Annotated in this window: 13 protein-coding genes and 1 pseudogene; 5 read left to right on the forward strand and 9 right to left on the reverse strand. The window is 62.6% G+C overall.

Features of this window, described 5'->3' with window-relative positions:
* Nucleotides 1-196: 196 nt before the first annotated feature.
* The 5 genes and pseudogenes from GJ668_RS13350 to GJ668_RS13370 all read right to left on the reverse strand — a co-directional run bounded on the left by GJ668_RS13350 (nucleotide 197) and on the right by GJ668_RS13370 (nucleotide 3,090).
* Entirely contained in the window at nucleotides 197-424 is a 228-nt protein-coding gene (locus tag GJ668_RS13350; RefSeq protein WP_155450647.1) for a DUF2283 domain-containing protein, read from the reverse strand.
* Nucleotides 408-647, reverse strand: coding sequence for a hypothetical protein (locus GJ668_RS13355; protein ID WP_155450648.1), 240 nt, complete (start codon nucleotides 645-647; stop codon nucleotides 408-410). The genes GJ668_RS13350 and GJ668_RS13355 overlap by 17 nt, the downstream gene beginning before the upstream one ends.
* 97 nt (nucleotides 648-744) lie before the next feature.
* A pseudogene (locus GJ668_RS13360) lies at nucleotides 745-1,026 on the reverse strand (type I restriction enzyme endonuclease domain-containing protein); the annotation flags it as partial.
* A 133-nt stretch (nucleotides 1,027-1,159) separates the two neighbouring features.
* Nucleotides 1,160-2,434 (reverse strand): serine--tRNA ligase, encoded by a 1,275-nt coding sequence (serS, locus tag GJ668_RS13365; RefSeq protein ID WP_155450649.1) that lies wholly within the window; start codon nucleotides 2,432-2,434, stop codon nucleotides 1,160-1,162.
* A 47-nt stretch (nucleotides 2,435-2,481) separates the two neighbouring features.
* The gene (locus tag GJ668_RS13370) at nucleotides 2,482-3,090 is read right to left on the reverse strand and encodes a class I SAM-dependent methyltransferase (protein ID WP_155450650.1); all 609 of its coding nucleotides are present in this window, start codon (nucleotides 3,088-3,090) and stop codon (nucleotides 2,482-2,484) included.
* Between the two features lie 218 nt (nucleotides 3,091-3,308).
* Here GJ668_RS13370 and GJ668_RS13375 point away from each other — a divergent pair, with 218 nt between their 5' ends.
* Complete coding sequence (locus GJ668_RS13375; protein ID WP_281350238.1) at nucleotides 3,309-4,733, forward strand: vWA domain-containing protein; 1,425 nt, start codon at nucleotides 3,309-3,311, stop codon at nucleotides 4,731-4,733.
* Nucleotides 4,734-4,745: 12 nt separating this feature from the next.
* Nucleotides 4,746-5,651, forward strand: a complete 906-nt coding sequence (locus GJ668_RS13380; RefSeq protein WP_155450652.1) for a hypothetical protein — start codon at nucleotides 4,746-4,748, stop codon at nucleotides 5,649-5,651.
* Between the two features lie 21 nt (nucleotides 5,652-5,672).
* Here the strand turns inward: GJ668_RS13380 and GJ668_RS13385 are convergent, their stop codons facing one another.
* The 4 genes from GJ668_RS13385 to GJ668_RS13400 form a co-directional block, all read right to left on the reverse strand.
* Nucleotides 5,673-6,902: a glucose-1-phosphate adenylyltransferase family protein gene (locus tag GJ668_RS13385; RefSeq protein WP_155450653.1), complete on the reverse strand. Its 1,230-nt coding sequence runs from the start codon at nucleotides 6,900-6,902 to the stop codon at nucleotides 5,673-5,675.
* A gap of 90 nt (nucleotides 6,903-6,992) precedes the next feature.
* Nucleotides 6,993-8,366, reverse strand: a complete 1,374-nt coding sequence (gene hldE, locus GJ668_RS13390) for a bifunctional D-glycero-beta-D-manno-heptose-7-phosphate kinase/D-glycero-beta-D-manno-heptose 1-phosphate adenylyltransferase HldE (protein WP_246194863.1) — start codon at nucleotides 8,364-8,366, stop codon at nucleotides 6,993-6,995.
* Between the two features lie 110 nt (nucleotides 8,367-8,476).
* Nucleotides 8,477-9,259, reverse strand: a complete 783-nt coding sequence (locus tag GJ668_RS13395; RefSeq protein ID WP_155450654.1) for a polysaccharide deacetylase family protein — start codon at nucleotides 9,257-9,259, stop codon at nucleotides 8,477-8,479.
* Between the two features lie 17 nt (nucleotides 9,260-9,276).
* Nucleotides 9,277-9,744, reverse strand: coding sequence for a hypothetical protein (locus tag GJ668_RS13400; RefSeq protein ID WP_186343101.1), 468 nt, complete (start codon nucleotides 9,742-9,744; stop codon nucleotides 9,277-9,279).
* A 199-nt stretch (nucleotides 9,745-9,943) separates the two neighbouring features.
* Here GJ668_RS13400 and mnmA point away from each other — a divergent pair, with 199 nt between their 5' ends.
* The 3 genes from mnmA (at nucleotide 9,944) to GJ668_RS13415 (ending at nucleotide 12,760) form a co-directional block, all read left to right on the forward strand.
* Nucleotides 9,944-11,068 carry a tRNA 2-thiouridine(34) synthase MnmA gene (gene mnmA, locus GJ668_RS13405; RefSeq protein ID WP_155450655.1) on the forward strand — a complete coding sequence of 375 codons (1,125 nt, stop codon included), beginning with the start codon at nucleotides 9,944-9,946 and terminating at the stop codon, nucleotides 11,066-11,068.
* A gap of 120 nt (nucleotides 11,069-11,188) precedes the next feature.
* On the forward strand, nucleotides 11,189-12,175 hold the full coding sequence (moaA, locus tag GJ668_RS13410) for a GTP 3',8-cyclase MoaA (protein ID WP_155450656.1): 987 nt from the start codon (nucleotides 11,189-11,191) through the stop codon (nucleotides 12,173-12,175).
* A gap of 69 nt (nucleotides 12,176-12,244) precedes the next feature.
* A complete protein-coding gene (locus GJ668_RS13415) occupies nucleotides 12,245-12,760 on the forward strand; it encodes a disulfide bond formation protein B (RefSeq protein WP_155450657.1) in 516 nt (171 codons plus the stop codon).
* Nucleotides 12,761-12,763: the final 3 nt, after the last annotated feature.

The following is a 12,763-nucleotide window of genomic DNA, read 5'->3' on the forward strand; positions in this document are numbered from 1 at the left end:
TTCGCTGTGCCATCGACAGAAAATCAATGACTTAAGGCGCCAATGCCCAGCCAATCTCTCATCATGTGTGTATAGGCGAAATGCAGATTAAGTCGTTGTTTTTATATGAATTTTCGATTTACTTTAAATCCGGGAGAGCCAATTTACGCCGTGAATCTCGGGCGAATTCAACCTATTATGCCCTGTTTTTACTCAGTTAGGCGACTTTCTTCGTCAATAAGTCGCGATCTAATTCAAGCGTGTAAGACAAGATGGTGTTTATGTTGATTTTTTGCGATGCTTTTAATATTTCAATACCTGCAAGCTTCCCTCCGGCAGTTGTATCGATATTTACGCCCTCTGCAATTTCAATCACTCCATCCGGCTCATCGTCGCCAAGCTTTAAGTACAGAGCATCAACGGATTCGTCATAGTGAATCTTCATTTGATTTGCCTTTCTTTAGCGGATAATTCGTAATCACGGTGATCGTGCCGTCCTCAACAGCCACGAGAATTTTTATCGGATATCTGAATCCGGGCACGCTCTTGACGATTTCATGTTCACCGTCAGAAAAATCAGAATCCGATAAGATCTCACGCACACTGTCTTCGGGAATTTTATAGAGATTTGCTCTTCTCCTGGCATGTCGTGAGAACTTGATGTTCATATGCTTTTCAGGTTGAGTCATTTTGTGCTTAATGACAAAAATCGCCGGCGACTATGGAGTACAGCGGAATCACCGTTCCATGCAGGGGCTTGTCTTGTCAGCCCATGCTTTCATTTCGGTATTTTTTGAAGTTCTGCGCCTGATCAAAAATCTCTTTATATACGTTGTCATGCGTAATCGGGGGATATCCGTTCTCCGCCAGCAGTAGGATCAAATGCACTTTCAGCTCCGCCTTGATGTCTTCGCGATTATCCCAATCCGTATACTTTGTTTTGTCATCCACAACCTCCTTCACGGCTTTCGATAGAGGGATCAACTTCTCGTCGGGATACTCGAATTCGTACTTCTTCGCGATCGCTTTCAGGATGTCATAGAAAGCTTTTTCCTCCGCAGCACATAATCACACGGGACGCAACAGTTTTCTTTGCCATAACATCCTTTGCAGGCCGCTCGCGTTTTAAGGAGCGGCACGGTTCGCGTATTTCAGCGGCGGTTCTGTTCAACAATCCAGGCTAAGACAGCCGCTCAATACCACCCATGTAAGGCCGCAACACCTCGGGAATGACCACACTCCCATCAGCCTGCTGATAGTTCTCCAGCACCGCGACCAGGGTCCGTCCGACAGCCAGCCCCGAGCCGTTGAGCGTATGCACCAGCTCTGGCTTGCCGGTCTCGGGATTACGCCAGCGGGCCTGGAGCCGACGCGCCTGGAAATCCCCGAAATGGCTGCACGAAGAAATCTCTCGATAAGCGCCCTGCCCCGGCAGCCAGACTTCCAGATCATAGGTCTTGCGCGCCGAGAACCCGAGATCGCCCGTGCACAGGGTCACGACCCGATAGGCCAGCCCCAACCGTTGCAGGATCGACTCCGCATGCCCGGTCAGCGCCTCCAGCGCCGACGCCCCATCCTCGGGCCGCACGATCTGCACCAGCTCGACCTTCTCGAACTGATGCTGACGGATCATGCCGCGTGTGTCCTTGCCGTAGGAACCGGCCTCACTGCGGAAGCACGGCGTATGCGCGACCCATTTGCGCGGCAGACTGTCGGCCTCCAGGATCCGGTCGCGCGCCAGATTGGTCACGGGGACTTCGGCGGTCGGGATCAGATACAGATCACGCTCGCCCGGCACCCTGAACAGATCGGCCTCGAACTTGGGCAACTGACCCGTGCCACGCAGACTGTCGGCATTGACCAGATAGGGCACATAGGTCTCGGTATAGCCGTGCTCGCCGGTGTGCACGTCGAGCATGAACTGGATCAGCGCCCGATGCAGCCGCGCCATAGGGCCGGAGAGCGTGACGAACCGCGACCCCGTCACCTTGGCCGCCAGATCGAAGTCCATCCAGCCGTGGCGCGCCCCGAGGTCGACATGATCCTTGGGTTCGAAGTCGAACGTCGGCGGCGTCCCCCAGCGGCGTTCCTCGCGGTTGTCGGACTCGTCGCGCCCGTCCGGAACCTCGGCGGCCGGCAGATTGGGCAGACTCAGACTGATCTCGGTCAGCTCGTCCTGGATCGCGCTCAACCGCGACTCGGCCGCCTTGAGCCGGTCGCCCAGATCGGCGACCTCGGCCAGCAGCGGCGCGATGTCCTCGCCGGCGGCCTTGGCGCGCCCGATCGACTTGGAACGGGTGTTGCGCGTGTTCTGGAATTCCTGGACCTGGATCTGGAGGGCTTTGCGCTCGGACTCCAGGGATTCGATCCGCGCGGTGTCGAGCACCAGACCGCGCCGGGCCAGTTGCTCGGCGACCTGGTCGAGTTCGGTGCGCAACAAACGTGGGTCTAGCATCGATGATTCCTTCGGCGTAATGAAATTAAAGACGGATGTAGAGGCTATCAGGGCGCGCGCACGCCGAACGGAACCTTCCAGAACGCGGCGCTGAAATCGCCGGACAGATAGCCTTCCTGGATGGAATGGTCGACCTCCAGCTCCTGCGCCAGACGCTTGATCTCGCGCGGCTGATAGAGGTTATAGATCGGCGAGGTGTCCCAGCCCTTGAGCAGGTTGAAGACGAAGCCGTGACGGCTCGCCTCCAGACAGCGCTCGATGAAGCGTCGCGTCTCCTCGCGGGTGAAGGTGTTCATGGCTCCGCTACAGAGATAGACATCGGCCTCGGGCAGTACGCTGTCTTCGTCGAGGATGTCGAGGACATGGATCTCGCAGCCGGTGCGCCGGCGCGCGGTCTCGACCATGGGTTCCATGACATCGAGCCCGATATAACGTCTTGGGCCGTCGCCGGTGCGCTCCAGATAAGCATAGAGATCGCCGAAGCCGCAGCCGGCATCGGCCAGGGTCAGCCGGGACAGATCCTCCGGCAGAAAGGAGCGCAAGACGCGAAAGCGCACTTCCTGGTTCTCGGTCGAATTCCACTGGACACCCTCGGCCGTCTCGCCGTGGGTCTCGAAGGCGCTGCGATAGAAGATCTCGGTGTCGACTCGGGGCATAGCGGTCAAGCGTATCCTGGGCTGGCGTTGGGTAAATAAAACGATGCGCATGGTACTCCTTGTCGCGCGGCGCGTCAGGCACCTGGAGGCGCTTCGGCTGGATCTCGCCGGGTTGAGGTGCGATCAGTTATACTTCATACGTCACAGCTCATCGGATCTGAACCCGCTCGACACCGCCTATGCCAAGCGTATCCGGCACAGTACAAGGGGAGCTATTCATGCGATCTAAACGGGCCTCGATCGGGTCAATACTCAGCTTATTCGCGGTTATCGTCATCACCTGCGGATCCTCACCCGCGACGGCGGCCGTCGATGTCGCGCTGGCGCTGGATCGTTCGCTGAGTATGAACAGCAATGACCCCGGCCGCGATAGCCTCAAGGGCGCCGAACTCTTCACTGAGCTGCTCCAGTCCGGCGATCGGCTGTCGCTGCTGACGTTCGGGCAGGATGCCCAGATCCTGATGCCGTTGAAAGCACTCAATGCTCAGTCCACGCGCGAGCAGGTGCTCGAACTTGTACGTCGGGTCACGATGGATGGCACGCGCACCGATTTCAGCGCCGCGCTGCGCGGGGCCTACAAATTTCTTGCCTCAAGCGGACGCGACCCGGATGCCAAGCGCATCCTGGTGCTCTTCACCGATGGCCAGCTCAACCTGGGTTCGGAAGCAGCCACCGAGCAGGCACGGGCCGAGATCATCAACCAGTTGATTCCGCGCTTTCAGGCCGCCGGGATCCAGATTCATGGCGTGGCCTTCTCGCCCGAGGGCGATATCGACTTTCTGCGTCTGCTCACCGACTCAACCGGCGGACAGGCGTTTCGCGCCGAACGTCCCGAAGACATCTATCCAGCCTTCGTCAAACTCTTCGAACAGGCCGATCAGCCGCTGACCGCGCCCGTAGTCGAGGGGCGCGTCGAGGTCGACGCCAATGTGCGCGAACTCAAGCTCCTGGTGCAGCGCGACGCCAACGGTGCACCCACGCGCCTGACCGATCCGAGCCAGCGCGAGCTGACCGCCGACGATCAGATGGAGGGCGTGACCTGGCGCCGCACCGAGCATTTCGACCACATCACCATCCAGCAGCCCGAGGCCGGTTCCTGGCAGATCAGCGGCGAGAGCCTGGACGAGCGCGCCTATCTGGAGAGTGATCTCGATCTGGAGGCCAAGCTGCCGGTGCTGGCCACGGTCGATGAGGCCGTGACCGTCGCCGCCCGGCTCGTCTATCGCGGCCAGGGCGTCGATGAGCGGCTGGCAAGCAATACGGCATTCAGCGCCACGGTGCTCGACACGGCAGGCACGCCCAAACAGCGCCTCGATCTCAAACCCGACATGACCGCACCCCAGACGACACGCCGTCATCAGGGCCAACTGAACTTCACCGACCCCGGCCCCTATCAGGTCCGGGTCACGGCTGAAAGCGAGAGTTTCCAGCGCACCAAGCTCCTCTCGATGAGCCTCCTGCCCGCCGATCAGCCGCCCGCGACAGATGATGATGTTCGCTTCGACGACGATCAGCATCTTGCACTCGCCATCGTGATCGGGGGCAATCTGATCCTATTGGTGGTCGGCGGGAGTCTTGGCGGTCTGTGGTGGTGGCGTCGTCGTCAAAAGACGGGCACCCGACGCAATATCGACGACCTTTGAGGAGCCTGAGCCATGACGCTGAGCCATTATGTCTGGATCTATGGTCTGGCCGAAGCACTGGTTGTGGTCGTGATCCTGGCCATCGTGCTGGGGATCAAATGGTGGCGGCTGCGCCGGGAGCGCCAGTCCTGGCTCGGATTCAGCGCGCGTATTGACAGCCTGATCGCCGACGAACTGGCGCGTGCGCGCAACAAACAGCCCGACCGCCCTGAGCTGCGCGACGCCCGCATCGCCACGCTGCACGCGCTCTCCGGGCCATTTCAGGACGAGCGCCTGATCGAGGATCAAGCCTGGGAAGAGGTCGTCGGCTTCATCGACCGCTGTTTCGACGGTCTCGCTCAGACCCACAGTCAGGCGCCTGCCCGGCCCGCCGTCGCTGCCACGGCGCCGGCGCATGAGGCGGAGACATCCGCACCTTCAGAAGACACGGATTCGGACATCGATGCGCTGCTGGCGCACTATCAAGCGGGCCGCTCGACGCTGTCCTCGAGTCAGTCCTCAGGGAACGAACTCAATCAGAAATACCAGGAGCTGCTCGGCCTCCAGGATGGCCTGATGGCGAGCATCAAGGTGGCCAGCAAGGGCGGCGTGATCAACATGAACGCCTTGCAGCAGGAACTCGAAACCTTCGTACAGAGCAATCAGGCCTTTATGCAGGCCGCGCACAATGCCGAGCGCAACATCAACCTGCTTGAACAGCAGTTCGACGAGTCCGAGGAGCGGATTCACAACCTCCAGGTCACCATCAACAACTACCGCAAGTCGGCCCACAAGCTGGTCACCGAGCGCGATATGCTGCAGGAGGAAAAGCAGCAGTTCATCAGCCAGCTCGAACTCAAGGAAAAGGTCATCGCCCGCATCAATCGCAACTACGAGACACTGCGCCGCGAATACACCAAGATCTACGACTTGCAGTAACGCCTGCGTCGGGCGCGCGATTCAGGCCAGTCCGCGTGTCTGACCGTCCTCGCCGGACACCACCACGATGCCTTCGGGCGAGACCGCGAAGCGCTCGCGATCGCGCCGGGCGTCGAAGCCAATCTGATCGCCGGGCGCGACCACCACGTCTTTTTCGACGATGCACTGGCGCAGATGGGCGCCCGCGCCAACCTTGACGCCTTGGAACAGAATCGACGCCTCGACGATGGCGCCATCCTCGACGCGTACCTGCGGAAACAGGATCGAATGATTGACCCCGCCACCGCTGATGACAGTCCCGGCGGCGAGCATAGAGTTGACGAAAACGCCCTCGGTGCCGCTGTGGGGTCCAGGCACCGTCCGCGCGGGCGGATGCTGCCCCTGATAGGTGAGGATCGTCCAGTCGGGCTGATAGAGATCGAGCGGCGGCTCGGCGCGCAGCAGCGCCATGTTGGCCTGATAGTAGGCGTCGATCGAGGTCAGGTCGCACCAGTAGCGGTCCGGCGTCACCCGCCCGCGCGTCTGACCGAAGCGATAGGCATGCACCGGCTGGCTGGCGGTCAGGGGCGCGATGACATCGAGCGCCAGATCCGTATCAGGTGAGATACCGCGTTCATAGCGGGCCAGAGCATCGAGCAACAGGGCTTTGTCGAACAGATAGACGCCCATGGTCTCCTGCTGCTCGCTCCCCTCGCCGTCCACGTCGGCCGGCTCGGGCGCGTGCAGTTCCAGAATACGCTCACCGGCATCGAGCACGGCCCGCGCCTGACGCCCGCTGCCCGGTTCCGGCACGGCGCGCGTGGCGACTGTGATCGCGGCGCCGGTCTCGCGATGGGCGCGCGCCAGCTCGGCATAGTCCATGCGATAGATGGCGCCTCCCTGGAGCACCAGCACCTGACTGGCACGATTGCGCTCGATCAGATAGCGATTCTGACGGATGGCATCGAAGGGGCCGAGGTACCAGTCCTGACATTCGCGCATCTGCGGCGGAACCGGGGTGATGAACTCACCGAGTTCGGGATTGAAGATCGACCAGCCATCGCGCAGATGCTTTTGCAGCGAATGGCTCTTGTACTGGGTCAGGACCAGGACTTGACGCAGTCCGGAATGCAGACAGTTGGCGAGCGTGAAGTCGATGACGCGGTATTTGCCGCCGAAGGGCACGGCAGCCTTGGTGCGCTGGCGGGTCAGGGCATCGAGGCCCGGACCGCGATCCTGGGCCAGAATGAGAATCAGGGTGTCAGAAGGCATGATGACAGGCGAACCGTTGATGATGGGAGTGCGCAGCCAGGAATGGCGTCCAGACCGCGCCTGGGAGACCAGCCCGGACATCGAGGCCATTCAAGCCCCGTCGCCGCGCTGGCCGATCGCGCCGATGATACGACTGGTCGAGCGTCCGGGCACGAAGTCGAGCACCCGCACCTCGCCGCCCCGGGCCAGAACAGCATCGGCACCGGCGATCTGCTCGGGTCGATAGTCGCCGCCCTTGACCAGCACGTCCGGCCCGACAGCGCGGATCAGTGACTCGGGCGTGTCCTCGCTGAAGGGGCAGACCCAATCGACCGAGGCCAGACCGGCCAGCACCGCCATGCGCTGTTCGACGCTGTTGATCGGACGGCCTGCGCCCTTGAGCCGGCGTACTGAGTCGTCGTCGTTGACAGCGACGATGAGCCGATCGCCCAGGCGCTTGGCCTGCTGGAGATAGGCGACATGCCCGTCGTGCAGAATGTCGAAGCAGCCATTAGTCATGACCAGCCGCTCGCCGGCGGCGCGCGCGGTCTCCACCGCCGTGCGCAGTGATTCACGATCGAGGATCGGACGCCACTCGCTGCCCCGATAGGCGCGCTCCAGTTCGAGTGCACCGACGCTGGCCGTGCCCAGCTTGCCGACCGCCAGACCGGCCGCACAGTTGGCCAGGGCGCAGGCGTCGGCCAGCGCGACCCCGGCCGCCAGTGCCGCCGCCAGGGTGGCGATGACGGTATCGCCCGCGCCCGTGACGTCGAAGACCTCACGCGCGCGCGTCGGCAGATGCAGCGCCTCGGCGTCCGCGCGCACGAGCAGCATCCCACGCTCGCCGAGCGTGACCAGCAGCGCTTCCAGATCCAGCTCGATGCGCAGATGCTCGGCGCGTTCGATCAGGGTCGCGTCATCGGCGCAGTGACCGACGATCTCTTCCAGCTCGGCGCGGTTCGGTGTCAGGAGCGTGGCGCCCCGGTAGCGACTGAAATCGCGGCCTTTGGGGTCGACCAGAACCGGCTTGCCCTGGGCGCGCGCCAGGGCGATCAGTCCCTGCGGATCAGCGAGCGTGCCCTTGGCATAGTCCGAGAGCAGCAGCAGATCACAGTCAGCGAGTGCGGGCGCAATCAGTGCCGGCAGCGGATCAGGCCCGCTCGGCGTCAGCGAGCGCTCGAAGTCCAGCCGGATGAGCTGCTGATGATGACTGAGCACGCGCAGCTTGGTGATGGTCGGCACATCGGCGCGGCGTTCGAAGCGGGTGGCGATCCCCTGCCCGCTCAGACGCGCTTCGAGGATCTCGGCGGCCTCGTCGTCGCCGGTCACGCCGGCCAGGGTCACGCGCGCGCCGAGCGTGGCCAGATTGAGCGCGACATTGGCCGCCCCGCCGGGACGCTCCTCGATGCCCTCGACCTGCACCACGGGCACCGGCGCTTCGGGCGAGATGCGGCGCGTGGCGCCGGTCCAATAGCGGTCGAGCATCAGATCGCCGGCCACCAGAACGCGGGCGCGGGTAAAATCGGCAAAGGTCGAGTGAGCGGTCACGGGCGAGGCGGATTCCTGGGTCCAGTCAAGACGGTCGATCGTGCAGTCTAGCCCGAAGCCGCCGCGCCAGCCAGACGCCGACGCCAGTCGACCAGCGCCGGCTTGGGCGCGTGCTTGATGGCCAGTTTCCACCAGTAGCCGAGCCGATCGTCACCGAAGGAAATCGCCTTGCGCGGCAGCACCAGCGGATGATCGCCCGGCTCGGCGCTGCCGCGCAGACAGGTGGTGGCGCTCTGATAGCCCGCGTCCTCGGCCAACTGCACCGTCGTGCGCTCGAAGCTGCCGAAGGGATAGCAGAGATGGCGCACCGGTGCGCCGAGTACGTCCTCCAGCGCCGCGCGGCTGTCGATGAGCTGACGGCGCTGGGCCTCGGGGTCGAGCGTGGCAAGCTTGAGATGATCGACGGTATGCGAACCGATCGCGAGTCCGGCCGCATGCAGGGCGCGCAGTCGCTCAGCGCTCATCAGGGTCGGAATCGGGCGCCCCGGATCCTTGGCGAACCACTCGGCGCGCCGCCCGAGCCAGCCGCTGATGGCATAGACGGTCGCTGGAAAACCATGACGCTCCAGCACCGGCCAGGCATAGTCAGCAAAATTATCGTAGGCGTCGTCGAAGGTCAGGACCACCGCGCGCGCCGGAAGCGGCAGCGCCCCACGCAGACCGGCGAGTGCCGCGTCGAGACTCAACACCCGATAGCCCAGACGCGCGAGCAGATCCATTTGAGCGGCAAAGCGCCGATGGTCACAATAATTGGCACGATGCGCCCGCATCGGCGCAAAGGCGCCGACCTGGTGGTACATCAGAATCGAGACGCGTGGCTTCGTCGACATGGAACCGATCTCCGGTCTCAGGTGACCAAGAAGGCCGATTCGCGAGCGCGCCCATGTTCAGGCGCCACCGGCGGCGGCTCCACCCGGTCCGCATGACCGCCGAATAGCCGCGAGGCGACCTGTTGGGCGTGAGGTGCGGGCAGATAGGTCTCGACGAGCGCATAGAGTTCGAGTGCGGCGTGCTTGGCGCGGTCGAGTTCAAGCCGGTCGAAGCAGATCTGCGTCGGCTTGATCCGCAGATAGGAGTCCGGATTGGCGCACCGCTCGAAGATGGCGCGCGCCTCGCGTTCGAAGCGCTGGAAATCGGCCCGAATCCGGGCATCGGCATCCAGCGAAAGCGTGACATAGTCCCAGAGCACATCGGCCGAGGTTTCCGCGCTGCGAATCACGATATAGGGTGTGCGCGTCTGTCGGCAGTGATGAAACCAATCCGTATCCATGAATGAATCTCTGGCATCCACTAAATCGAAAGTCGCCTTTGACATGGCCGTCTCTCTCGTGCTGTATCCTAAAACATCCTCATGCACCGACCGGCGGGCCGGCACGCGGATTTTGGGTTGGTTCGCGCCAGTGAGTCGGCTCCCGACGCGGTTTGCATAGACTGTGGCGCCAAGGATGAACGCTCGCGAGCGCCCTGTCGATTCTGGATGTCCCCAAGTTCAACACGCGCTTTTCCATTTCGTCATGCATTTAAAACTCCCGATTCATTCCTCCCAGCGCGTCATCGTTGGGCTTTCCGGCGGCGTCGATTCGGCCATCGCCGCCCATCGACTGCTTGAACAGGGGTACGCGGTCGAGGCACTGTTCATGAAGAACTGGGAGGAGGACGACGCCGAGGGCTATTGCGCCGCAGCCGAGGATCTGGCCGACGCGCGCGCGGTGGCCGAACGTCTCGGTATCCGGCTGCATACGGTCAATTTTTCGGCTGAATACTGGGATCGGGTCTTCGAGTATTTTCTGCACGAATATCGAGCCCTGCGCACGCCCAACCCGGATGTGCTCTGCAACAAGGAGATCAAGTTCGCCGCGTTTCTCGACCATGCACTGGGGTTGGGCGCCGAGACCATCGCCACCGGACACTATGCCCGCGTCGTCGCTGACGAACGCGGCTATCACCTGCATCGCGGTATCGACGAGGACAAGGATCAGACCTATTTCCTGCATCTGCTCGATCAGGAGCAGTTGTCACGCGCTCGGTTTCCGCTCGCTGATCTCAGCAAGAGCGAGGTCCGCACGCTCGCCCACCGGCTCGGGCTGGCCAATGCCGACAAGAAGGACAGCACCGGCATCTGCTTCATCGGCGAGCGGCGTTTCAGCGATTTTCTCGCCCGCTATCTGCCGCGTGAGCCAGGGCCGATCGAGACGCCCGAGGGCGTGCCACTCGGCGAGCATCGGGGTCTGGCCTATTACACCATCGGCCAGCGTCAGGGACTCGGGATCGGCGGGGTCAGTCAGGGGCGCGAGGCGCCCTGGTACGTTGCCGTCAAGGATAGCGTGAACAACCGGCTGATCGTGGTTCAGGACAGCCGGCATCCGCTTCTGATGTCAAGCGGTTTGGAGGCGCTCCAGCCCCATTGGATCAGCGGTCAGACGCCCAAGCCGCCCTTCCGCTGTCTAGCTCGACTGCGCCACCGCCAACCGCTGCAACCCTGCACGCTGATCGCGGTCGGCGCGGATGGATGCCGGGTGCGCTTCGACGAACCCCAGCGCGCGGTCACGCCCGGTCAGTCCATCGTTTTCTACCAGGGCACCGAATGTCTGGGCGGCGCGGTCATCGAGCGGGCCTTCACAACGCCGTCCGGCGGCTGAGGTCTATCAGCACACGCGCGCGAAAGACCCTGAGTAAAAACCGGGTTGGCGTTGTCGAGCCTGCCTGGATTATAAAGACGCCAATCGCGCGCCGATTCACCGCTACACGGAAACACACCTATGAACCCGCCCTCACTGACCGATCCCTTTGGCCGGCGCATCGACTATCTGCGTCTGTCGGTCACCGACCGTTGCGATCTGCGCTGCGGCTATTGTCTGCCCAAGGGTTTCAAGGGTTTCGAGGAGCCGGCGCACTGGCTGAGCTTCGACGAGATCGAGCGCGTGGTCGCGGCCTTCACGGCGCTGGGTGTGCGCCGGGTGCGGCTGACCGGCGGCGAGCCGTTGATGCGGCGTGGTCTGACTGAGCTGGCCGAGCGGCTGTCGGCCCTGCCCGGTCTCGACGATCTTTCATTGTCGAGCAATGCCACCCAGTTAGAATCGCTCGCCGCCCCACTCGCACGCGCGGGCGTGCGGCGGCTCAATGTCAGTCTCGACAGTCTGAACCCCGAGGTTTTCCGCCAGATCACCGGCGGTGATCTGGCGCAGGTGTTGCGCGGCATCGCGGCGGCTCAGGACGCCGGCATGAACCCGATCCGGGTCAACACGGTCGCGATGCGCGGGATCAACGATACCGAGATCGAGGATATCCTCGATTACTGTGCGGCCCGCGGCTTCACGCTGCGTCTGATCGAGACGATGCCGATGGGGGCCACCGGACAGGCCGCCGCAAGCGCGTTCGGTGATCTGGAGCCGATCAGGCAACGTCTGCAGGCGCGTTTCGAGCTGATCCCGGACATCCTTCCAGGCGGCGGTCCAGCCCGTTACTATCGGGTCGCCGGCACTGACACCCGTCTCGGCTTTATCACGCCGCTGTCGCAACACTTTTGCGCGACCTGCAACCGGGTGCGTCTGACCGTCGAGGGCGCGCTCTATCTCTGTCTGGGTCAGGACCACAGCTATCCGCTGCGGGATCTGTTGCGCGCCGGGATCGATGCCGCAGAACTGCAAATGCATTTGCGTCAGGCGATGGCTTTGAAGCCCGAGCGCCATGAATTCAACGAACGACCGGGACAGGTGGTGCGCTTCATGTCGATGACCGGGGGCTGACCGTACCTGTCCAGTCCCCGAAGATCGACCACCATCTGAATCGCTATTGCTCAAGAGGATATTCAAGCTATGCCACCCGTTGTTGCGCCACGCCCGATCTGGGTGCTTCTGGCTCTGATGACAGCCACCGTTGCGCTCGCCAGTTTCGTGCTGACACCCTGGCTGGATCTGGAGCCCTGTCATCTGTGTATTTTTCAGCGCACGCTGTTCATGCTGATGGCGCTGCTGGCCGCCTTGACGGCGGCGCTGTTACAACCGGACTGGCGTCGTTTTGGGGCGCGGCTGACGGGGCTGCTTTTTCTGGGTTTTGCGGCCCTTGGCAGTGGCGTGGCAGCCTATCAGAGCTGGCTGCAATGGCAGCCGGTGGGTGAGGTTTCCTGCATCGGCGGCCAGCTTGGCCCGATCGAGCGCCTTGTGGAGTGGCTGGGGCAGCAGGCGCCGTCGCTGTTTATGGCCAGCGGTTTCTGTGAGGACGAACAATTGACGATCCTGGGTCTGTCGCTCGCCAACTGGGCGTTTTTGATTTTCGGCGCGGCGCTCGTGGCGGGAGCCTGGGCGCTGTGGCGCAGCGCGCGCCGCATGTAAAGT

The sequence above is a fragment of the Allochromatium palmeri genome (assembly GCF_009720725.1).
Taxonomy (GTDB): Bacteria; Pseudomonadota; Gammaproteobacteria; order Chromatiales; family Chromatiaceae; genus Thermochromatium; species Thermochromatium palmeri.